Source organism: Spirosoma litoris (assembly GCF_054776755.1).
The window spans coordinates 69599-91833 of record NZ_BAAHBI010000039.1; the positions used below are offsets into that span (position 1 = coordinate 69599).

Here is a 22235-nt window from a genome sequence, read left to right on the forward strand (position 1 = left end):
ATGGAAAACAAATCAGGAGACATTAGTCAATGCCCGTTTCACAACGGAACGCTAAAAAGCGAGCCTGCTAAAAAAGTTAGCGCTGCTGGTGATGGAACCCAAAACCGCGATTGGTGGCCCAATCAGTTAAAGGTGAACATGCTTCGTCAGCATTCTTCATTGTCTGATCCCATGGGGGAAGGCTTCAACTACGCCGAAGAATTCAAGAGCCTTGATCTGGAAGCCGTGAAAAAGGACCTTCATGCGTTGATGACTGACTCCCAGGACTGGTGGCCAGCCGACTTCGGTCACTATGGACCTTTGTTCATCCGCATGGCGTGGCACAGTGCGGGTACGTACCGCATCGGCGATGGTCGTGGTGGAGCAGGTGCAGGGCAACAACGGTTCGCTCCACTCAACAGCTGGCCTGATAACGTCAGCCTCGATAAAGCTCGCCGGTTGCTTTGGCCAATTAAACAGAAATATGGTCGGAAAATCTCCTGGGCCGACCTGATGATTCTTACGGGCAACGTTGCACTGGAATCGATGGGCTTCAAAACGTTCGGTTTTGCCGGTGGACGTGAAGACGTTTGGGAGCCAGATCTGGATATTTACTGGGGTTCTGAAAAAAAATGGCTGGGTAGCGATCTGCGTTATGCGGGTGGTTCTGAGGGCGTAGATGAGCATAGTGTATTGGTATCCGACGAAGATCCAAATGGCAAAATCCACGCTCGCAATCTGGAAAAACCACTAGCGGCTGCCAACATGGGCTTAATCTATGTAAACCCAGAAGGACCAGACGGGAACCCCGATCCGCTTGCTTCAGCAAAAGACATCCGCGATACATTCGGACGTATGGCCATGAACGACGAAGAAACAGTTGCCCTGATTGCGGGTGGCCACACGTTTGGCAAAACCCATGGTGCGGCTTCGTCGGAACACGTAGGACCTGAACCAGAAGCAGGAGATATTGAATTACAAGGCTTTGGCTGGGCTAACAGCTACGGCTCAGGCAAAGGTGGCGATACCATCACCAGCGGCCTGGAAGTAACCTGGACGACTACACCAACGCAGTGGGGCAATGGTTTCTTTGAGAACCTGTTCAAATACGATTGGGAACTGAGCAAGAGTCCAGGTGGCGCTCACCAATGGGTGGCCAAGAATGCAGAAAGCATCATTCCTGATGCCCATGATGCGTCGAAAAAGCATGTACCAACCATGCTCACCACCGACCTGAGCCTGAAGCTTGATCCTGGTTTCGAAAAGATTTCACGGCGTTTCTACGAAAATCCCGACGAGTTTGCGGATGCCTTTGCGCGTGCGTGGTTCAAACTGACTCACCGCGATATGGGTCCTCGTGCTCGCTACTTAGGTCCTGAAGTTCCAGAAGAAGTACTGATTTGGCAAGACCCAATCCCTGCTGTTGATCATGCGTTGATCGATGAAAATGATGCGGCTGCGCTGAAAGCCAATATTCTGGCTTCTGGCCTGACTGTATCTGAGCTAGTATCTACAGCCTGGGCTTCGGCTTCTACCTTCCGGGGTTCCGATAAACGGGGTGGTGCCAACGGAGCACGTATTCGCCTGGCTCCTCAAAAAGATTGGGCGGTAAACAATCCAGCTCAACTCGAAAAAGTGTTGGGTATCTTAGGAAGCATCCAGGAAGAGTTCAACAGCACGCAGGCCAACGGCAAGAAGGTTTCACTGGCAGACCTTATCGTTTTAGCGGGTTCTGCAGGCGTTGAAAAAGCAGCCAAAGACGCAGGGCAGGATGTAACTGTGCCGTTTACGCCGGGTCGTATGGATGCGTCGCCCGAGCAAACGGATGTCGAATCATTTGCCGTACTGGAACCTATTGCCGATGGATTCCGCAATTACCTGAAAGGTAAGTTCACGGTATCGACTGAAGAGTTGTTGATCGATAAAGCGCAACTGCTAACCCTAACGGCTCCTGAACTGACTGTTTTGATTGGTGGTATGCGTGCTTTGAATACGAACTACGACGGTTCAAAACACGGTATTTTCACAGAACGACCAGGTGTGTTAACGAACGATTTCTTCGTCAATCTGCTCGACATGAGCACCGCCTGGAAAGCCGTAGCCGATCATAAAGAAGTATTCGAAGGACGGGACCGGAAAACGGGTGAGTTGAAATGGACAGGCACTCGTGCGGATCTTGTGTTTGGCTCAAACTCCGAACTGAGAGCCGTTGCCGAAGTGTACGGAAGCTCCGATGCCCAGGAAAAATTTGTGAAAGACTTCGTAGCGGCCTGGGCTAAAGTGATGAATCTTGACCGCTTCGATCTGGCTTAATTCGTTTCTTTCTCCAATACAAACAGCGCCGGGTAAACTACCCGGCGCTCGTTTTTTTATGACAACTTAAACAGGCTCATTAACATAGCAAGCCGTTTATCGTTGCTAGGCGGCATCTGGTTTCTTACCCAGAATATCATGGATAGTGGCTTCGGCATCCGGGAAATTGGTTTTTAGCATCTCCGCAAGCTGCGTTTTCAATTTCTCGAAATACTCGGGTGCGTTATCGATGGCCCCTTCGGCTTCTGTTTTGAGTTGCATTCCCTTCTCTTTCAGGTCGGCCATCAGTTTCTGACCATCTTCTGTTTGGGCATACTTGTTAAGGGCTACTCCGGCCGCAGCTCCGAGAATAAACGTGGCTAAGTGTTTCGCGTTGACAGACATTGGTTTTGTTTTTAGTTGGTTAAATTACCAGACCAACCTACCCAATAGTTTTTAGAATGCAGCATGCAATGTGAGCAGTTGTGCATTTAGACTGTTCAACGGTCAAAAACTCCGCAAGAATCGGGTTTCCTCCCAGTGCAGGTATTCCGACATTTGTATAGGTCAAACAACAATATCAGATGACAACTGCAAGCACCTACACCTATCAGCAAATTGCCCGCGCTATCGAACACCTCACCAATCACTTTCAGGAACAACCATCGTTGGGCGAACTCGCCGAGAAAGCCAACCTGAGTGAGTTTCATTTCCAGCGACTCTTCACTGAATGGGCGGGCGTTAGTCCTAAGAAATTCAGCCAATATCTAACGCTCGAACACGCGAAAACCCGACTGCGGAATGGGGCTCCGCTGAGCGATGCTGCTCATGAAGCCGGGCTTTCGGGTACGGGTCGGTTACACGATTTATTCGTCACGATTGAGGGGGTTACACCGGGTCAATTCAAACAGGCGGGTTCTGGACTTGTGCTTTCGTATGGTGTTTTCGAAAGCCCTTTTGGGCCGTATCTGCTAGGAGCAATAAAAGGTAAAATTGCTCTTCTTCATTTCTTAAACGAGGGCGATGAGCTTGAAACGATTCTGACAACCGCCTGGCCAGAAGTTGTATTACAGCAGGACAAAGAGGTTGTGCAATCGCTTGCCAATCAGATTTTTCCATCAACTAAGGGCGCAATCTCGACGCAATCGCTGCCGGTTTTGCTACGGGGTTCCGCTTTCCAGCTTAAAGTCTGGGAAGCTTTACTCAAAATTCCCGAAGGGCGGCTGGCCAGTTACGACCAGATTGCCGAAGCGATCGGGCAACCTACGGCCTCGCGGGCGGTTGGCACGGCTATCGGCAGCAATCCTGTTGGTTATTTGATTCCGTGTCATCGGGTCATTAAGAAAACAGGTCTGTTCGGTGGCTATCGCTGGGGAACAGATCGGAAACAAGCCATGCTAGGTTGGGAAGCCGCGCGCACAGAAGGGTTTGTTTACTAATTGTTTCAGGTTTCAGGTTCAATGTTCCATGTTGGTTTTTAACATGGAACATTGAACCTGAAACCCAATTAAAACAAGTTTCTTATGAACGCAACTATCGACTGGTCGACTTATCAAACGACGCTCTCCGAATCAGGATTTGTTTTACTCCCTCCACGCCTATCTCCCGACGAATGCCTTGAATTAGCTAGCCTGTTCGATGAACCAAATATCCATCGTAAAACGATTGTGATGCAGAAGCATGGTTATGGCAGTGGCGAATACAAATATTTCAATTATCCCCTGCCTGCCCGCCTTGATACGCTTCGTCATGAGCTATTTAAGCAAATAGCCCCCGTTGCCAACGACTGGAACGAAAAACTCGGCCTTACCCAACGCTACCCAACCGATCTTGACGAGTGGCTGGCAATTTGCCACAACGCAGGCCAGAAACGCCCAACAGCGCTAATCCTAAAATACGGTTCAGGTGACTGGAATGCGTTACACCAGGACATTTATGGCCAACTGTATTTCCCGTTTCAGGCCGTTTTATTTCTCAATCAACCAGGGCAGGATTTTTCGGGCGGTGAGTTTGTTTTAGTGGAACAACGCCCCCGTATGCAATCACGAGCTATCGTACTCCAACCTGAACAGGGTCAGATTCTCATTTTCACAACAAAATTTCGGCCATCCAAAGGAGTACGCGGCTATCATCGGATTGGGATGCGTCATGGCGTCAGTGAAGTAAAAACAGGGCAACGGATGACCATTGGGCTCATTTTTCATGATGCCGCATGATTCGCCAGACAGCCCTGGGAGCAACACGTTTTGCCCAACTCCGAGCTTTAGTAGCTCTTATCAACCAAAAAGTAATCTCGTTAGGCGGTCATCGTCCGGGTAAAATTTATGGCACGCTCACCTGCCGGACGGGCAAACGCATGAAGCCAGAAAATCGTGTCTTTTTTCAAGATGAGACCGAAGCCCTAAAGCTTGGCTATCGGCCTTGTGCGGTCTGTATGCCGGAGAAATATAAAGTCTGGCGAACCAGTCAATAATTTAACGATTAAAGGAGTAGTCCGAGCCGCTAAAAGCGGCTTTTTTTATGCTTTCTCAGATCATGTATAACCGCAACCTAGTGCATTTATCGCGTAAAATAAACCGTTCGGAAGCGTCTGTAGAATACGGGGGAGAAATAGAATCACAAGTTTAACGATAAAATCTACAGTACAACTTTGCGTAAAAATACTTATAGAGTCGACTTAGGATAACCTTCTTCCAAGGCCCCTAAAAAGTGACTACCTATCCACAAATAACATTTACCAAAGAACCTTGATCAGAAAAAAGAGATTGCCTTAGCTTCGTTGCGCATGAACAATAAAATTGAGAACCAGCTAACCTATAAACAAAAATGGCAGCTTGCTACAACTGTGTTTGCCATTTACTGGCCTATTCGTATCTACGTTCATATAAACCACTTTTCGCTCGAATTAGTCCAACGGGTATGGCCTTTCTGGATCATGGAAATTATCGTGACGATCCTGTTCTTTGGCCTGTGGCTCACGGTTACGGATTGGATTCAGCAACGTTTTTTTAGCAAGATGAACAGGGAATTTCTGATTGAGTTTGACTTACCCGCTCAGCTAGCTACTTTAGTCGTGGCAGGAGCCCTGGCTGTCTTATTTAATATAGCTTTTCACCGGATGTGGATTATAATGGCAGGTGTGGAACGTTTTCATTTTTCGCAGCCAATTCGTACTTCAGCGCTCACCTTAAGCCCTGAAGAGAGTAATCAACGAAAAAAAATTGATAACGGATTAACTATCATGGCTATGCTGTCGGCGTTCTATCTGGCGGCTAACCGAAGAGGGTACAAACGATTGGAAGCCATAAAAGTAAACGCGGAGCAACTTAAACAGGAGGCTATCCAGGCTCAGTTTATGGCGCTTAAAAACCAGGTAAATCCCCATTTTCTTTTCAATAGCCTAAGTATTCTTTCCTCACTCATTGAACCTAACCCTAAACTCTCTATTCAATTTGTTGGTCAACTGGCAAAGGCGTTTCGTTACATTTTAGAACAACGGGATACCAACTACATTAAACTTCAGGATGAATTAAACTTTACGAATGCCTATACGTTTCTACTTCAAATTCGCTTTGGTGAAAAGTTGAAGATTAGAACCGATGTATCGGCATCCATAGCGACTAAATACAACATTGCTCCATTGACCCTACAGCTATTAATTGAAAATGTAGTAAAACACAATCAAATGTCGAGCGAAGAGCCTCTTCTGGTAAATATACAAACTGAAGACGATTATTTATTGGTTACCAACCCTATTCGATTGAGACCCCAGAAAGAGACTTCGACCGGGCTGGGTTTAAAAAATATAGCTGATCGGTACCGACTACTTACCAAACGTCCTGTTTGCTTTGGCGATCAGGACGGCATATTTATTGTTAAAATTCCGTTGCTTGTCTAGTTGCCATTTAAAACGTTATGAATGTATTAATCATTGAAGATGAAGCATTAACCGCTCAGCGGCTATCCACATTGCTCCATGAGTATGACCCCACCATTAAAGTACTAGCTTTCCTACCATCTGTAGCCAAATCGATCAACTGGCTAACCACTCCTCAACCTGCTTCACCAGATTTGATTTTTCTGGATATTTTTCTGGAAGACGACTTAGGGTTTAGCCTGATTGAGCAACTTAATTTAACGATTCCAATCATTTTTACGACGGCCCACGAGAACCACGCCTTACAGGCCTTTAAAGCCAATAGTGTCGATTACCTACTAAAACCTATTGGTATTGAGGAGCTTACGGCAGCTTTAAATAAATTCAAATTATTTCGTCAATTGCCCAATGAGCCGGGGACGGAGCACCTTGTTGTGGATCAACTCGCAAGAGGAGATGAATCCAAAACCTACCGCGACCGATTTATGGTTAGCGTTGGGCCCAAACTTCGCAGCATTCGAACCGATGCAATAGCTTATTTCTTTTTTGAGAACAAAGCGACCTACTTAATGCCCCAGGTTGGCCCTCCTATATCGATTGATTATAGCCTGGATAAGCTAAGCCAGCTAGTCGATCCTGGTCAGTTCTTTCGTGTCAATCGTTCGTATTTAGTGGCTATTGATGCAATCCAGTCTGTCCATACCTACTCGGGCAGTAAACTCAAAGTTGAGCTACAGCCAGCGGCCCGTCAGGAAGTGTTTGTCAGTGTTGAGCGTGTCACTGAATTTAAAGACTGGCTAGGTCGATAAGCTATTAATACCTCTTTCCTCCTCCCGGTTTCAACCGCCAAAATCCCGAATTCAACCCCCCAAACCCGGAATCAGTCATCTTTTTTTTCGTCTTCACTAACCGCCGGGCAAAATTAGCAATGTCTTTCTGCCGGATTTAGTTGGCGGATGGACAACCTGACAACTGCTGACAGGTGCAATTAGCCACTGTCATCGGTAGTTCTCAACGGTTACACAACTGATTACAGGGGTTATGAATTACTATTTCTATGCGTATTTCCGCAATCCAAAGGTAACGTTACATGTAGGTAGCTGCCGGTTTTGTAATAATGGCAAAGGGATGCAACCCAAAAAGCTTGGTTATTTAACGGGTCGTTGGCGAGGTGGTTATGCTAGCTTTGAGCTCGCTCTGGAAGCAGCTCAAGGATTCAGTCAGGATTTGGGTGTAAAGCCTGTCTATTGTCAGCGGTGCTTTCCAGGATTAGCAGAATCCAGTACGACCCAACAAGCGTTATCACACAATTAACGTACGCAAGCAGGCTCGAAAAGCTCAATTAAATCATCTGATAATTAGTGGATTCAGCGAGTCTTAAGGTAACGAATTCCATTAGAGCGGTACGTTATAACGTTTATTTTTCTAAACCCTAACCTTTATAAGACTAGACAACAAAAATCACAGTATGTACTAAGTAATTTAGTTAAGTATTAACACTTAATTTTCGTTAATTTAGCTAGATATATTAACAAAAAAGCTCGTAAAAAATCAATTTTTCAAAAACGAAAAATTGATTTTTTACGAGCTTTTTTGTTGAAAAAATTGGACAAAAGTACTTTCATTAATTAAATTTTAATTCAATAAAAAAAAGATAATTTAATTAACATAAAATTTAATGTAACTAATTGAAAATCAATATATATACACAATTAAAATTTAACTTTTCTGATAATTAGATTATTAGATGAAAAAATAGACCATAGTACTATTTATATATCTTTTTGAAATATAATTCCCACTCTTTAATATTGGCCCGATTACTCATTTTAAAAAACCAACCTAATCTTCATGAAAGCAACGTTCTACAGATTTCTGCAGACAGCTTTTCTGGGTGCATTATTATTGCTGGGAAACTTTAAAGTTTCCGCCCAGGACCGTCGTTTGACGGGTAAAATTACAGGTAGTGATGGCGCTGTGCCAGGTGCCAACATCGTGCTAAAAGGTACCCAAACCGGTACCAGTTCCGATGCAAATGGTAGTTTCTCGTTGAACATCCGGGGAGCCAGTCCAGTGCTTGTTATCTCAGCTATTGGCTTTAAGACGCAGGAAGTTTCGATCGGCAATCAAACTAATATTGACGTCCGACTCGAAGACGATGCGACTGCCTTAAGTGAGGTTGTTGTAACGGGGTACTCCACTGAAAACCGCCGGGATGTGACTGGTGCTGTTTCGACAGTGAAGCCCGCCCAACTGAAAGTGGTCCCTTCAGCCAACGTTGAGCAACAGTTACAGGGCCGCGTTGCGGGGGTAACCGTGATCACCAACGGTCAGCCAGGTACATCCAGCCAGGTTCGGGTTCGCGGGTTCGGTTCGTTCGGGGGTAACCAACCGCTGTACGTAGTAGACGGCGTGCCTACGCAGAACATCCAGTACATTTCACCGGATGATATTGAAAGCACCACCGTTCTGAAAGATGCCGCTTCAGCTTCGATCTATGGAGCACGGGCTGCTTCGGGTGTGATTGTCCTGACCACCAAGAAAGGACAGCGCCGGGCTCAGAAGCTGAGTATCAGCTACGACGGTCTATTTGGGGCAACCGACCCAGGTAAAAGCCTACCGATTTTGAATCCACAGGAACAAGCTGACTGGACCTGGCAGGCTCGTAAAAATGATATTTATCAAGCTGGTGGTACAATTGGCCCTGACAGTTTCACGGGTATTGCTAGCGGTCAGTACGGTAGTGGTCCAACTCCTGTTTTACCTGACTACCTGCTGGTTGGTAGCCGTTCGGGCTTATCGGCCTCACAGGTTGACCTGACAGCCGAAGCGGCTAAGTATAACATTAACCCAGCTAACGGTGCAATCTATAACGTGATTCCATCGAACAAAGCGGGTACCGATTGGTACGCTGCCATCACTCGGGTTGCTCCTATGATGCGTCATTCATTAGGCTTCTCGGGCGGTACCGAATCCAGCCGTTTCTACGTCAGCCTGGCTATGCAAAAACAAGCAGGTATCGTTATTTTCAACGATTATTCTCGCTATACACTTCGTGCTAACACCGAGTTCGATATCACCAAAAAACTCCGTTTCGGTGAAAATTTCCAACTAGCGTACATCGCCAATAAAGGTGTGTTAGGTGGAGTAGGTAACCAATTTGGTAACTCCACCAACAACAACTCGAGCTCATCTTCAGATGAGAATGAAGTATTGACAGCTTTCCGTACTCCTCCAATTATCCCGGTTTATAACTCGTTTGGTGGCTACGCGGGTACTGCCGCTCCTGGTTTTAACAACCCACACAATGCAGTTGCTGACCGGACCGCTAACGCTAACAACGGTAACTTCAACATCTACGGTTTTGGGAATGCCTACTTAGAGTACGATGTGATTCCTTCGTTAACGTTGCGTAGTAGTATTGGTGGTAACTACTTCACCAACTACTACAATAGCTACGGTCGGGTGCAGTACGAAAACTCGGAAAACAACACCACCTACACTTACAGCGAAGGATCAGGATACGGTTTAGCCTGGACGTTCACCAACACGGCTACTTTCAAACAGAAGTTTGGTCGTCATGACATCTTTGCCTTAGGGGGTATCGAAGCCTTAAATAATGGTGCAGGACGCAGTATTAGCGGTTCAGGTCAGAACCCCTTTTCGACCGACCCGAACTACGTGACTATCAGCACCACAACACCCGGTGCTACCCGTCAGGTGAACAGTAGTTATTACTTAGGTAACAAGTTCTACTCGCTGTTTGCCCAGGCTCGCTACACCTACAACGATAAGTACATCCTGACTGGCGTAATCCGCCGGGATGGTTCGTCGCAATTTGCCGCTACCAACCGCTACGGGGTATTCCCGGCCTTCTCGGCAGCCTGGCGTTTATCGTCCGAAGAGTTCATGAAGAACCTGCCCTGGGTATCTGACCTGAAAGTACGTGGTGGCTACGGGATCATGGGTAACTCTAACTACCTGAGTGCAACTAACCAATATAACCTCTATGGTGGTGATGCTAGCCAGGGTTATGACATCACGGGCTCGAACGGATCGATTGCATCAGGTTTCTATCGTACCCAGATCGGGAATGCAGGCGCTAAATGGGAGTCTAGTATCACGTCGAACATTGGTATCGATGGAGCTTTCTTCAACAACAAGTTAGAAGTCGTGCTTGATTTCTGGCAGAAGGATACCAAAGATCTACTATACCCACTGTCGCTACCTGGCGTAGTTGGGGTTCGCTCTAATGCTCCTTACAAAAACGTAGCGAGTATGACCAACAAAGGGATCGACATTTTGGTGACCAACCGCGGTACTTTGGCAGGCGATCTGACCTATGAAGTAACCGGTATTGCTAGCTTCCTGAAGAACCAGATTACCGCAATTGACCCATCGGTTCCTTACTTCACCGCGGGTGGTACTCGTTTAGGTACACCTGTTGTACGTAACCAACCAGGCCATGACCTCTCGTCGTTCTATGGCTATAAAGTAATTGGTCTGTTCAACAGCAAAGAAGAAGTAGCCGCTGCGCCAACGCAGGATGGTGCCGCTCCAGGCCGCTTCCGCTATGCTGATACCAATGGTGATGGCAAAATCAATGATGATGACCGTCAGTTCCTGGGTAGCCCAATTCCGAAGTTCACGGGTAGTATCACCCTGACGCTGAAGTACAAAGGTTTCGACCTGAACACGAACGTGTATACTTCTTTGGGCAACAAGATCTTCAACAACCAACGTTGGTTCACCGACTTCTACCCATCCTTTACGGGTGCAGCGGTTAGCGGACGGGTGAAAGACTCGTGGTTACCGACTCACACCAACACGACGGTGCCCATTTTCGAAAGTGCTTCGAACTTCAGCACCAACACCCAGGCAAACTCGTACTACGTAGAAAACGGTTCGTACGCCCGGATGCAGTATCTGAACCTGGGCTATACCTTCCCAGCCGTGATCCTGAACAAAGTAAACCTGAGCCGGTTGCGTTTATCAGTATCGGCTACCAACCTGTTCACCATCACCAAATACTCGGGTCTTGACCCAGGCGTAGGTGGATCAGCTGACCAGAACTTTGGTATCGACATCGGTAACTACCCTGTTCAGCGTGGCTACAACGTAGGCTTAAGCTTTGGATTTTAACCTGATTCAGTCATCACAACAGGCTGTGAGTTTACCCAAATTAACAGCCTGTTTCCTCAAAAACATTCTTATTTCTTAGTCAACTCGCACTATGAAACAATTTATAACCAAGGGAACCGTAGCCACTGCCATGATGGTCATGGTTACCTTCGCTTGCCAGGACAAATTCCTTGACGTGCCCGCCACCGGACAGCTTGCCGGGATTAATCTCACGTCAAAAGCGGGACTCGACGGACTCCTGATTGGTGCCTACGCTCAGTTGAACGCCCGTGGCTTCTCTCAATCAGCCAGCTCCTTCAACTGGGTACGCGGTAGTATTTCTGGTGGAGATGCCAACAAAGGCTCTAACTCAGGGGACTTTAACGCCCTGACCCCTTATCAGACTTATCAGTTGCTGCCTTCCAGCGGTGAGGTGAATGCCAAGTGGAATGCCATGTACGAAGGCATTGCTCGCTGTAACTCCACCCTGCGCTCGTTAGCCACAGCCGGTTCTGACGTGACAGCAGCTGATAAAGCCCGCATCTCGGGAGAAGCTCGCTTCCTGCGTGGCCACTACTATTTCGAGTTAAAGCGCGCCTTCAACATGGTTCCTTATGTTGACGAAACAAAGGATTATGGTACAGGTATTGAAGCCGTTCCTAATAGTTCTGATATCTGGCCTAACATTGAGGCTGATTTCAAATACGCAGCTGATAACCTGCCAGTGAGTCAGGGGGCTGTAGGTCGAGCCAACAAATGGGCTGCGACTGCTTATCTGGCTAAGACCTATCTCTACCAGAAGAAATATGCGGATGCCAAAACCCTCTTCGATCAGGTGATTGCCAGTGGCATGACTTCCGATGGCAAAAAGTACGCTCTGGTAGCTAACTTCCAGGATAACTTCAATGCCGCTAAAGACAACAGCTCAGAGTCTGTTTTCGCCATTCAGGCGGCTGCCAACACGGGTAGCTCAGACAATGCCAACCCGGATCTGGTGCTGAACTTCCCTTACAACACGGGGTCGAACGGTCCTGCGGGTTGCTGCGGTTTCTTTGCCCCTAGCTTTGAGTTAGCCAACTCCTTCCGGGTGGATGCCAATGGTTTGCCATTATTGGATGGTTCGTATAACAGCAGTGCCAACCAGTTGAAAACGGATATGGGTATTGCGTCGAGTGCTGCCTTTACACCTGATGCAGGTCCAGTCGATCCTCGTCTGGACTGGTCGGTTGGTCGTCGGGGTATTCCTTACCTGGATTGGCAGGTTCACCCAGGTCAAGACTGGATTCGTGACCAGACGTTTGCCGGCCCTTACTCGCCGATCAAGTTTGTTTTCTACAAATCGCAGGATAAATCCCTGACCGATGGTAGCTCGTGGACGGATGGTTATTCAGCCATCAACTACAACATTATCCGGTATGCCGACGTCTTATTGATGGCGGCTGAGTGTGAAGTGGAAGTGGGTAGCCTGGCAACGGCACTGTCGTATGTAAACCAGATTCGCAGCCGGGCCAAAGGCACGACTTATGTAAAAACGGCTGCTGGCGCCAATGCCGCCAACTATCAAATTGGTTTATACACGGCTTTTGCCGATAAGGCAACGGCTCGGACAGCGGTTCAGTTTGAGCGTAAGTTGGAGCTATCGGGCGAAGGCCACCGGTTCTACGATTTAGTCCGTTGGGGAACCGCTTCAACAGTTATGAACGCCTTCATTGCCTACGAAAGCAAATTGTTGTCAGTGGGTTACACAGGTGCTAAGTTCACTGCGGGCAAAGATGAGTACATGCCGATTCCGCAGACTCAGATTGACTCGCAGGGCAAGAGCGTACTCGCTCAAAACCCTGGATATTAATCCATTACTATACAACAAAGAAGCCCAGCCTGATCATCAGGCTGGGCTTCTTTGTTGTATAGTAATGGATTAGGAAACTAACAATATCTCCTCCTTTTAACTGCGACCTACGCCACCTTACACGTCACGCCATCTATCGCTTCCAACGCCTTCAGGAATGAGTTAGCTGGAGAAACTTTCAGTGTTCTTGCCTGTAAACTGATCTCGATGCGCTCAATTGGGTCGACGACGTTGAAGGAAAGCGTACAGGTGCCGGGGTGCGCATTAGCCAGCTCGTTGAGCTTCGCAATGACCTGGGCATTCAGGGCGTCGAGCGTTAGCGATACACGTAATTCCTTGCAGAACTTTTCACGCATGTCGTTCAACAACCGAATGCTCACAGGCTTGAATTCCAATTGCTCAGAGCCCCATTTGTTCTGGGTTTTACCTGTAATGTGCAGGAAGCGGCCTACTTCAATGTATTGCACCAGTCGGACGTAATCATCACCGAACAGAGCCATTTCGAGTGACGAGTTGTAGTCTTCTATCTTGAAGATACAGAACGGGTTACCGCTTTTAGTTACCCGCATTTGTACCGCCGACACAATTCCACCGACTTTAATTTCGGGCTGTTTGGTCTCAAAAATATTGGCAAGCGTACAATTACAGAATCCATCCATTTCGAGTTTAAACTCGTCGAGTGGATGGCCTGTGATATAAAAGCCGACAACGTCTTTCTCAAACTTCAATTTTTCAATCTGATTCCACTCCTCTACCGTAGGGGCTTTGGGTCGGGCAAGCATAGGTTCGCCATTCATCATAGCCCCAAACAACGACTGTTGAGCGGCTGCCTTCTCAGCATGGTAGTTGTTGGCATACCGAATGATTTTATCCAGAAATGGCGATGTATCGCCTTCGGCCATGTTGAAATACTGCGCCCGGTGGTACTCGTCAAGGTTATCGAATGCCCCCGCATAGGCCAGCGATTCCCAGGTTTTCTTGTTCACCGTTCGGAGGTTGACGCGAATGGCAAAGTCGAATATATCTTTGAAGGGACCGCCTGCTTTTCGTTCCTCAATAATGGCTTCGACGGCCGCATCACCCGCTCCTTTGATACCACCCAATCCAAAACGAATTTCCCCTTTTTGGTTAACCCCAAAGAAGCGCTCTGATTCGTTTACATCGGGCCCAAGAACGGGAATGTTGATATTCTTACATTCCTCCATGAAGAACGTAATCTTGTCGATCGTGCCCAGGCAGCTTGTTAAAACGGCCGCCATATACTCCGAGCGGTAATGGGCTTTCAGGTAAGCCGTTTGATAGGCAACGAAGGCGTAGCAGGTCGAGTGCGATTTGTTAAAGGCGTACGACGCGAAAGCCTCCCAGTCGGTCCAGACTTTTTCACAAACTTTTAGGGGCAAATTGTTGGATGCACAACCATCCATAAACTTACCCTTCATTTTATCCAGCGTGGCCTTGTCCTTCTTCCCCATCGCCTTCCGCAAAATATCGGCGTCGCCTTTGGTGAAGTTGCCCAGCTTTTGCGAGAGCAGCATCAACTGCTCCTGATAAACCGTAATCCCGTAGGTATCAGCCAAATACTCCTCCATTTCTGGCATATCGTATTTAACTTCTTCGCGACCGTGTTTCCGGTTGATGTAGTTCGGAATGTAAGCAATCGGACCTGGGCGGTAGAGGGCATTCATGGCAATGAGGTCACCGAAGCGGTCAGGCTTCAGGTCTTTCATGTGCTTCTTCATGCCGTCGGATTCAAACTGGAATACGGCGTTGGTTTCACCCCGCTGGAAGAGTTTGTAGGTTTCGTCGTCGTCTAGCGGAATATCATCGATATCGGTTTCGACACCATTGACGAAAAAGCCGCCGTGATTCTGCTTGATGAGCCGCAGGCACTCCTTGATGATGGTCAAGTTGCGCAGACCCAAAAAGTCCATCTTGATTACACCCGCGTCCTCAATAACTTTACCCTCATACTGGGTAATAATCAGGTTCGTATCTTTTGAGGTCGAGACCGGAACAATATCCGATAAATCGCTGGGGGCGATGATAATTCCTGCTGCGTGCAGGCCTGTATTACGAACCGTACCTTCTAGCTTTCGGGCCTGTTTGAGTACCGCCGATACCTTTTCATAATCGACAATGCGCATGGCCTGCGCGGCACTCCTGTCGCCTGCTTCAAGCGCACGCATTCGCTTCACATTATCAACCTCTTCGGGCTGAATAACGCTGGCCAAACCGCCCGGCCCATCAATCGGGTCTTCGAAGATACGCTTGAGGGTCATGTTGTAGGTCGGCTTATCGGGCACGAGCTTCACAACGGCGTTGGCATCCTGCAAAGGCAAATCCATAACCCGCGCAACGTCTTTGATCGACGATTTCGAGGCCATCGTACCGTAGGTCACAATCTGGGCAACCTGCGATTTTCCGTACTTCTGCACCACATAATCAATCACCTTCTGGCGGCCTTCATCATCGAAGTCTGTATCGATATCGGGCATTGACTTCCGGTCGGGGTTCAGGAATCGCTCGAACAGAAGATCGTATTTAATGGGGTCAATATTAGTAATTCCGGTACAATACGCCACCGCGCTACCAGCCGCCGAACCACGACCAGGGCCAATCATAACCCCCAAATCGCGACCAGCTTTGATGAAATCAGACACGATCAGGAAGTAACCCGCGAACCCCATTGTCTTGATGGTAAACAACTCGAAGTCAAGGCGTTCCTGAATATGCGGAAGAATATCTACATAGCGCTGTTTGGCCCCTTCATACGTAAGGTGGCGCAGGTATTCCCACTGGTTGAGTACATCGTCGGTATGCTGCTGGAACTCCTTCGGAATGGGAAAGTTGGGCAGCATAATGTCCCGCTTCAACTTCAGCGTATCTACTTTGCCAACAATCTCGTTGGTATTGTCGATGGCTTCGGGAAGGTCTTTGAAAAGCGTGGTCATCTCCTGCGTGTTCTTGAAATAGAACTGATCGCTGAAGAAGGCAAAACGCGTATTTTTGGGCATCACCTCATCGTCGCTGAATTCTTTCATCGACGGTGTGCTTTGCTTCTCGTTGGTGTTGACACACAGCAGGATATCGTGCGCTACCCAGTCGTCCTGATCGACATAGTGCGAATCGTTGGACGCAATAATTTTAACATTATACTTCCGGGCGAACTTGATCAGTACTTCGTTGGCTTTGATCTGATCAGGAATTTCGTGGCGCTGTAACTCTACGTAGTAATCCTCGCCAAAGCGATCGAGCCACCATTTGAATTCAATTTCGCCCGCTTCTTCGCCTTTTTTAAGAATTGTTTTTGGAACAGATGCTCCGATACAACAGGTGGATGCAATCAGCCCCTCTTTATATTGGTCGATCAGTGCTTTGGTAACACGGGGATATTTGCCGTACAAACCCTCCATATACCCTAGTGAGCAGAGCTTCGCCAGATTTTTATACCCCTGTGCGTTCTTGGCCAACAGCAGTTGGTGATACCGAACATCTTTCTGTTCCTTGGTAAACTGCTTTTTATGGTGATCCTCCACCACGTAGAATTCACATCCCACAATCGGCTTGATGCCCTGCTTGCTGGCTTCAGCCACAAACTCAAATACCCCGAACATGTTGCCGTGATCCGTGATGGCAACGGCAGGCATATTGTCGGCTTTTGCCTTCTTAATCAGCTTCTTAATATCGGCCTGACCGTCGAGCAGCGAGTATTGTGTGTGGCAGTGAAGGTGTGAGAATTGCATACGTCTGAACCTGGATTTTCCTGATTATTACGATTTACAGGATTTTGTACTTCTGTAAATTTAAGAAAACTGACGGGGAGACAGACGAGGTATGGTCAGGAATTTTGAAAAGATTTTGGTAACGTATTGAGTGGCAATCTACTTGAGATTATACTGCTTACTGATTCTGCAACGCCCAAACATAACAGCCAGAATTGGCAGTGGGTCGTTTCACAAAGGCGAAGTATCTGGACGGTAGGTCTTTCCCATCACAATTGATCGTCACCTGTACCACAAACTTAGGGGCATCTTTTAAAACGGTTTCGGAGATAATAATTTGTTGATTTGACGCATTGGCATAGGAGCTTTTTGTCAGATCACTGGAGAGGGTATCTTTTTGAACGAAGATATAATAGATGAACTGAGTAAACTCTCCTCCTACATAATTTGACGCTACTAATTGAGCACCTGGGTATCCGCTTTCGCAGGGAGCTTTGGCAACAAGGGTAGTTGGCGGCTGGCAGTTTGTGGCCTGAGGTTCATCTTTTTTCTGACAACCACCAAGCAATGCAATCATCAGAAGAGAGCTAGTATAAAGTCGAGCGATGTTCATAGTTAGCTGGTGAATAAACTGTTTGACAGATAACTAATTGCAGATGTTTTTGTCTTACTATTTTTATACTATCCCCTTAAAAAGTCAAATAAAGGCCACCAATAAGCGGTAAATAGATTGAGATTAACAGATCTTATAACTTTTGCTCATCAGTCATTGATCGCCTGATATACCAACGGCTTAAAGGCTTTATCAGTGTTGGAAACGTACGGTCCCCACATATTTCGATAGATTAACACCAGCATATCTTCTTTAGGATCGACCCAATACGAGGTCGAAAAAACGCCACCCCAGGAGTACGTACCTGCCTGACTGGGGGTAAACTTGCTCCCATTTTCAGAAATAACCAGAAAACCGAACCCGAATTTATTATCAAGGGCATGCTCGCCGATATTGGGATTTAGGTCGCCAATTTGATTCATAGTCATCAGACGCACCGTATTGCGAGCCAGTAGACGCACACCATTGTACTCCCCATTATTTAGCAACATTTGCAGGAAAATAGCATAATCATAAACCGTGGATGACATGCCCCCTCCACCCGAAAAATAGTCGTGTTTTTGAAGTGGGTAATTCATATCAAGAGCACCCCCAAAGACCGAAGCCTGCTTTTTGATGGTTCCTGCAGAATCGCCCTGGAAAAAGTTGACCAGTCGGGGGCCTTTCTCGGGAGGAACGTTAAAATAGGTGTCTTTCATGCCAAGTGGCTGACAAATACGCTTTTGGAAAAAATCTTCCAGAGACATACCGGACCATTTCTCAATCAGATAGCCTAATACGTCCATATTCAGCCCATATTTCCATTGCTCGCCGGGTTGAAAAAAGAGTGGTAGAGTACCCAAGCGAGTCATGGCGTCAGAAAGTTTTTGGCCTTTGACACCAACTCCACCGGTCATATTACTTTTCGCATAAATGGCGCTTTCTGCCGGAGGCCCGATGGCGGGGTAACCTAAACCCGATGTATGGGTCAGCAGATCGCGAATCGTGACGGGTCGTTTGGCTGGAACAGTCGTGTAGCTAGTGTCTTTGGCGTTGAACGTAGCCAGCACTTTTTGATTAGCAAAGGTTGGAATGAATTTAGAAACCGGATCATCCAGCGAGAATTTTCCCTCTTCCCATAGCATCATGACGGCAACCGTAGTGAGCGCTTTCGTTTGGGAAGCAACCCGAAATATACCGGTCTTGTCAAGAGGAGCTTTTGTAGCTGGGTCGTTATAACCGTGCGCTTTGTAGAACACAATTTTGCCATGACGAGCGATTAAAACCACAGATCCATTCACCCATTTCTGGTTAACCCAAGCTTGCATGCTAGCATCCAATCGGGCAAGACGAGCCGCCGAAAAGCCACCAGCCGCCGGAGCCGCTTCAGTCAGTATTTTTGGTTGTGCCTGTACCGTTTGTTCGTAAACGATACTGGAAAACAGAATCAATAGGGCGATTAGGGAACGAGTCATAGCTTTGAAGTAGGATATGTTTTTGCGTAAATGGATCATGAACAATGTAAAATGGATAACAACCTATTGACAGTCATACCATTATCCGTCTATCATTTCATTTTACATTGTCCATCTACTTAATGTCAACGCAGTGACTGTAGATCGGTCGCTAATTTTTTGGAAGCGATCAAAAAGAGAGTAGTCGATCCAAAACTGATAAAGATTACGATCGACATCGCCCATCGTAGCGACTCATTGCCTAGAGTCGGAGTCAGCCAGTCACTGAGCATGCCGACAACCAATGGCCCAAATCCCAACCCAACCAGATTGAGTACAAAAAAGAGAATCGCAGACGTAAGCGAACGCATCGACGACGGAACCAGACTATGAGCTACTGCAATAGATGGCCCCAAATACAGGCTTTGCAGAGACGCGGTTAGTCCCAGGCCAACCAGTGAATAAGTCGTATTTTCCAGAAAAAGGGCTCCTGTTATGCATGGAATAGAGATGATAATAGCGTAAGCTGGAATTCTGAGATACAGCCGTTTATCTATTTTTCCGAAGTGATCGGTCAATAACCCACCTGCATAAGAGCCGATGGCCCCACCAATACCAAAAAGTGGACCGAGTAAAGCACCTATTTCCGTATTCTTCATACCATGAATCCTCGCTAGAAAAGAGGGTGCCCAGTTATTCACGCCATACAGGCAAAAGACATGTAATCCTGTAGCCAGCGCCAGATACACGAAAGTTTTGGTGGCATACAGTCGCTTTAACACCTCCCGCAATGAGGGCGACTCAGCAACCAATGTCGGATTTGTATCAGTAGCTCCACGTTTAGGCTCTTTCACCAACGCAAAAAACAGCAATGAAAAAACAACTCCCGGGATACCCACCACAAAAAATGCGTTTCGCCAACCAAGGTGTTGATTCAAATATCCACCCATTAAATACCCCACCAATATCCCGAAATAAATACCCGTTGAGTAGATAGAAAGAGCCGTGGCTCGTTTTTCGGGTGGGAAGTAATCGGATATCATGGCATGAGCCGGAGGACTGCCTCCTGCTTCTCCAACACCCACGCCAATTCGGGCCAATAGCAACTGAAAGAAATTTCGCACCAGACCCGAGCTGGCAGTCATTATACTCCATAGCCCCAGCGATGCGGCTACAATATTTCTACGGTTGGTTTTATCAGCAAGGCGCGCAATGGGAATGCCCAGCGTAACGTAAAAAAGTGCAAACGTAAACCCAGAGAGTAACCCAAGCTGGGTATCGGACAATAGCAACTCCTTTTTTATCGACTCCTGGAGGATGACGAGCAATTGCCGATCAACAAAGTTGAAGACGTACACGAGTGTCAGCATCGCCAGAACGTAATTCCGGTACAGGCTGCTCACTTCCTCAGTAGCAGTGATTCCACGGGTTTGCATAAAGGTGTTGAGGGGAGTGTACGGTTCTAACTAAACGTACTATGCCGAAAAGGAAAAGAGGGCTTCCAGTTACTTCGCTCGCGCCGAAAAATATGACAAAAACGCGTTAGAGTTGGCAGTAACTCAGTTTTTGGTAACGCGCCAAAATCGGCTATTACTAGCAAACACAAAGGGGCAGGACGGAGAAATCCGTAAAGAGAGGGATTTTGGCCAAACAGACCAAAGACAATGAAAACAACACGACAATTTATTAACGTCCTACTCACGAGCTTACTCATGATTGCCCCCATCATCAATGCCAAAGCACTAGCCATCGTACCTGGCGATTCTACTACCAAAAAGAGTTCGTTTGAGGTTGGTCTGTATATGGGTGCCGAAAAGACGTTAAATATCATACTGGACATTCATACACAACGGTACATCACGTATGGCGCACAGAGCATTCATGAATAAACGGCTCGAAATCAAATATGACCCCTTCAGGGTCACATGTTTATAGTAAAAATTGCCTCTATAAACATGTGACCCTGAAGGGGTCATACAAACAATAACACTATTTACATCTCCGTAAACTTTACCCAATCAACCGCTTCAACGAGAATTTCTCCAACTTAGCTTTCTCACCCACTACGGTATTGGCAGCCATCTCTCCGAACGAAGCGCCCTGTTTATAGCCGTGTCCAGAGTCGCCACCCATCACCCAGAGATTGCTGGCTTCCGGATGTGTATCCAAGATGAAATCAGAGTCGGGGGCCATGGTCACCTGACAAACGCGCTGTTCGATCAGCGGCTGGCCTATCATTTTGGGGAATCGTCGTTTAATGACGCCCAAGGCCAATTCAAATTCCTCCGGTTTTACAAAGCGGTTATAGGTATCAAACCGATCCGTTATGTTGTTATCTGGAGGAGTCAATCCCAATTTGAAACCACGAAAATCGCTGCCCGGTACCCCAAACGAGCGAAACGGCCCAGCCATATCCCGATCCATCCAAGTTGGCAATTTATTCTCCATAAAATCGGATTGACCTGTTGGGCTGGCAAAGAAGAATACCAGGGCTCGGGTCACCACAAGTTTTTTCGTGAGTTCTGGGAAAAGACGCGTTTGCCACGGACCACAGGCAAATACGAACTGATCGGCCTCCAATACAGTGCCATTGGCAAGTGTGATGGAAGTTGCCTTCCCACCTTTAATGGTTTCTTGTTTTACCTGTTGTTGCAAAAATGTGCCCCCTTCTTTTACAAACAGATTACAAACAGCCTGACATCCTTTGCGGGCATCCAGATACCCAGCCGTCGGATCGAACATGACGTGATCCAGGCCTTCGGTACCAATTTGTGGCCATCGTTTGACGGCATCCTCTAAACTCACTTTTTCGAGCGGAAGCCCCAATCGTTTATAGATCGAAACGGCGGCTTCAGCTTCGGCCTTGCTAGATGGGTAATTGAAAAGTAAAAGGCCATTCTGGTGTAGTATTTTTTGCCCCATCTTCGGCTCGTTCTCTTTCCAGAGCTGAGAAGCCCGTATGGCCATATCGGCATAAAGCGGATCAGCATAATACGCCCGAATCAGGCGGGTTTCACCACCTGAACTTGACTGATTGTTGCCAGGGCCAAATTGATCAACAAGCGTTACGTTGTAGCCTTTTCGTAGTAGATGTAAAGCTGTCCAGCCCCCAAACGCACCCGCTCCAATAACAATGATTTTGCCATTTTTAGCTGGCTCTTTGATGAAATTTGGAACATGGGCTTGTGCGGAAGCAGTAGAGCCTAATGTGCTCACTACGGCGCCCTGAAGGCTATATTTTAATAACTGACGCCGATTTATACGATCTGTTTCTAGGTCGTTTTGGATACCGGTTGACATGCTGATAATGTGTTAAGAACGTTATAGGATTACCCTCACCCCAACCCCT

The 22235-nt window shown here is 47.2% G+C and carries 16 protein-coding genes; 10 read left to right on the forward strand and 6 right to left on the reverse strand.

The features are described from left to right. Positions 1 to 2292: a catalase/peroxidase HPI gene (gene katG / locus ACYVGR_RS24205; RefSeq protein ID WP_460961590.1), complete on the forward strand. Its 2292-nt coding sequence runs from the start codon at positions 1 to 3 to the stop codon at positions 2290 to 2292. Positions 2293 to 2397: 105 nt separating this feature from the next. On the opposite strand, the gene ACYVGR_RS24210 is transcribed toward katG, so the two are convergent. Next, positions 2398 to 2676 (reverse strand): YtxH domain-containing protein, encoded by a 279-nt coding sequence (locus tag ACYVGR_RS24210; RefSeq protein ID WP_460961592.1) that lies wholly within the window; start codon positions 2674 to 2676, stop codon positions 2398 to 2400. A 179-nt stretch (positions 2677 to 2855) separates the two neighbouring features. Between ACYVGR_RS24210 and ACYVGR_RS24215 the strand changes: the two genes are divergently transcribed. The 8 genes from ACYVGR_RS24215 to ACYVGR_RS24250 all read left to right on the forward strand — a co-directional run bounded on the left by ACYVGR_RS24215 (position 2856) and on the right by ACYVGR_RS24250 (position 13118). Further along, complete coding sequence (locus ACYVGR_RS24215; protein WP_460961593.1) at positions 2856 to 3710, forward strand: bifunctional transcriptional activator/DNA repair enzyme AdaA; 855 nt, start codon at positions 2856 to 2858, stop codon at positions 3708 to 3710. Between the two features lie 84 nt (positions 3711 to 3794). Further along, on the forward strand, positions 3795 to 4487 hold the full coding sequence (locus ACYVGR_RS24220; RefSeq protein ID WP_460961594.1) for a 2OG-Fe(II) oxygenase: 693 nt from the start codon (positions 3795 to 3797) through the stop codon (positions 4485 to 4487). Then, positions 4484 to 4744, forward strand: coding sequence for an Ada metal-binding domain-containing protein (locus ACYVGR_RS24225; protein WP_460961595.1), 261 nt, complete (start codon positions 4484 to 4486; stop codon positions 4742 to 4744). The genes ACYVGR_RS24220 and ACYVGR_RS24225 overlap by 4 nt, the downstream gene beginning before the upstream one ends. A gap of 312 nt (positions 4745 to 5056) precedes the next feature. Next, entirely contained in the window at positions 5057 to 6169 is a 1113-nt protein-coding gene (locus tag ACYVGR_RS24230; protein ID WP_460961596.1) for a sensor histidine kinase, read from the forward strand. 17 nt (positions 6170 to 6186) lie between these two features. Next, on the forward strand, positions 6187 to 6957 hold the full coding sequence (locus ACYVGR_RS24235) for a LytR/AlgR family response regulator transcription factor (RefSeq protein WP_460961597.1): 771 nt from the start codon (positions 6187 to 6189) through the stop codon (positions 6955 to 6957). A gap of 232 nt (positions 6958 to 7189) precedes the next feature. Continuing rightward, positions 7190 to 7462 carry a hypothetical protein gene (locus ACYVGR_RS24240; RefSeq protein ID WP_460961599.1) on the forward strand — a complete coding sequence of 91 codons (273 nt, stop codon included), beginning with the start codon at positions 7190 to 7192 and terminating at the stop codon, positions 7460 to 7462. Positions 7463 to 7999: 537 nt separating this feature from the next. Next, positions 8000 to 11290 (forward strand): SusC/RagA family TonB-linked outer membrane protein, encoded by a 3291-nt coding sequence (locus tag ACYVGR_RS24245; RefSeq protein WP_460961601.1) that lies wholly within the window; start codon positions 8000 to 8002, stop codon positions 11288 to 11290. Between the two features lie 91 nt (positions 11291 to 11381). After that, complete coding sequence (locus tag ACYVGR_RS24250) at positions 11382 to 13118, forward strand: RagB/SusD family nutrient uptake outer membrane protein (protein ID WP_460961603.1); 1737 nt, start codon at positions 11382 to 11384, stop codon at positions 13116 to 13118. Positions 13119 to 13225: 107 nt separating this feature from the next. Here ACYVGR_RS24250 and dnaE read toward each other — a convergent pair whose 3' ends face one another. From dnaE to ACYVGR_RS24270, 4 genes are all read right to left on the reverse strand, one after another. Beyond that, the gene (dnaE, locus tag ACYVGR_RS24255; protein WP_460961605.1) at positions 13226 to 16861 is read right to left on the reverse strand and encodes a DNA polymerase III subunit alpha; all 3636 of its coding nucleotides are present in this window, start codon (positions 16859 to 16861) and stop codon (positions 13226 to 13228) included. Between the two features lie 157 nt (positions 16862 to 17018). Continuing rightward, positions 17019 to 17453, reverse strand: coding sequence for a hypothetical protein (locus ACYVGR_RS24260; RefSeq protein WP_460961607.1), 435 nt, complete (start codon positions 17451 to 17453; stop codon positions 17019 to 17021). 149 nt (positions 17454 to 17602) lie between these two features. Next, positions 17603 to 18907 (reverse strand): serine hydrolase domain-containing protein, encoded by a 1305-nt coding sequence (locus ACYVGR_RS24265; protein WP_460961610.1) that lies wholly within the window; start codon positions 18905 to 18907, stop codon positions 17603 to 17605. Positions 18908 to 19032: 125 nt separating this feature from the next. Further along, positions 19033 to 20322 (reverse strand): spinster family MFS transporter, encoded by a 1290-nt coding sequence (locus ACYVGR_RS24270; RefSeq protein WP_460961612.1) that lies wholly within the window; start codon positions 20320 to 20322, stop codon positions 19033 to 19035. 228 nt (positions 20323 to 20550) lie between these two features. On the opposite strand from ACYVGR_RS24270, the gene ACYVGR_RS24275 reads away from it, so the two are divergent. Then, positions 20551 to 20775 (forward strand): hypothetical protein, encoded by a 225-nt coding sequence (locus ACYVGR_RS24275; RefSeq protein WP_460961614.1) that lies wholly within the window; start codon positions 20551 to 20553, stop codon positions 20773 to 20775. Between the two features lie 121 nt (positions 20776 to 20896). On the opposite strand, the gene ACYVGR_RS24280 is transcribed toward ACYVGR_RS24275, so the two are convergent. Next, positions 20897 to 22186, reverse strand: a complete 1290-nt coding sequence (locus ACYVGR_RS24280; protein ID WP_460961616.1) for an NAD(P)/FAD-dependent oxidoreductase — start codon at positions 22184 to 22186, stop codon at positions 20897 to 20899. Between the last annotated feature and the right edge of the window lie 49 nt (positions 22187 to 22235).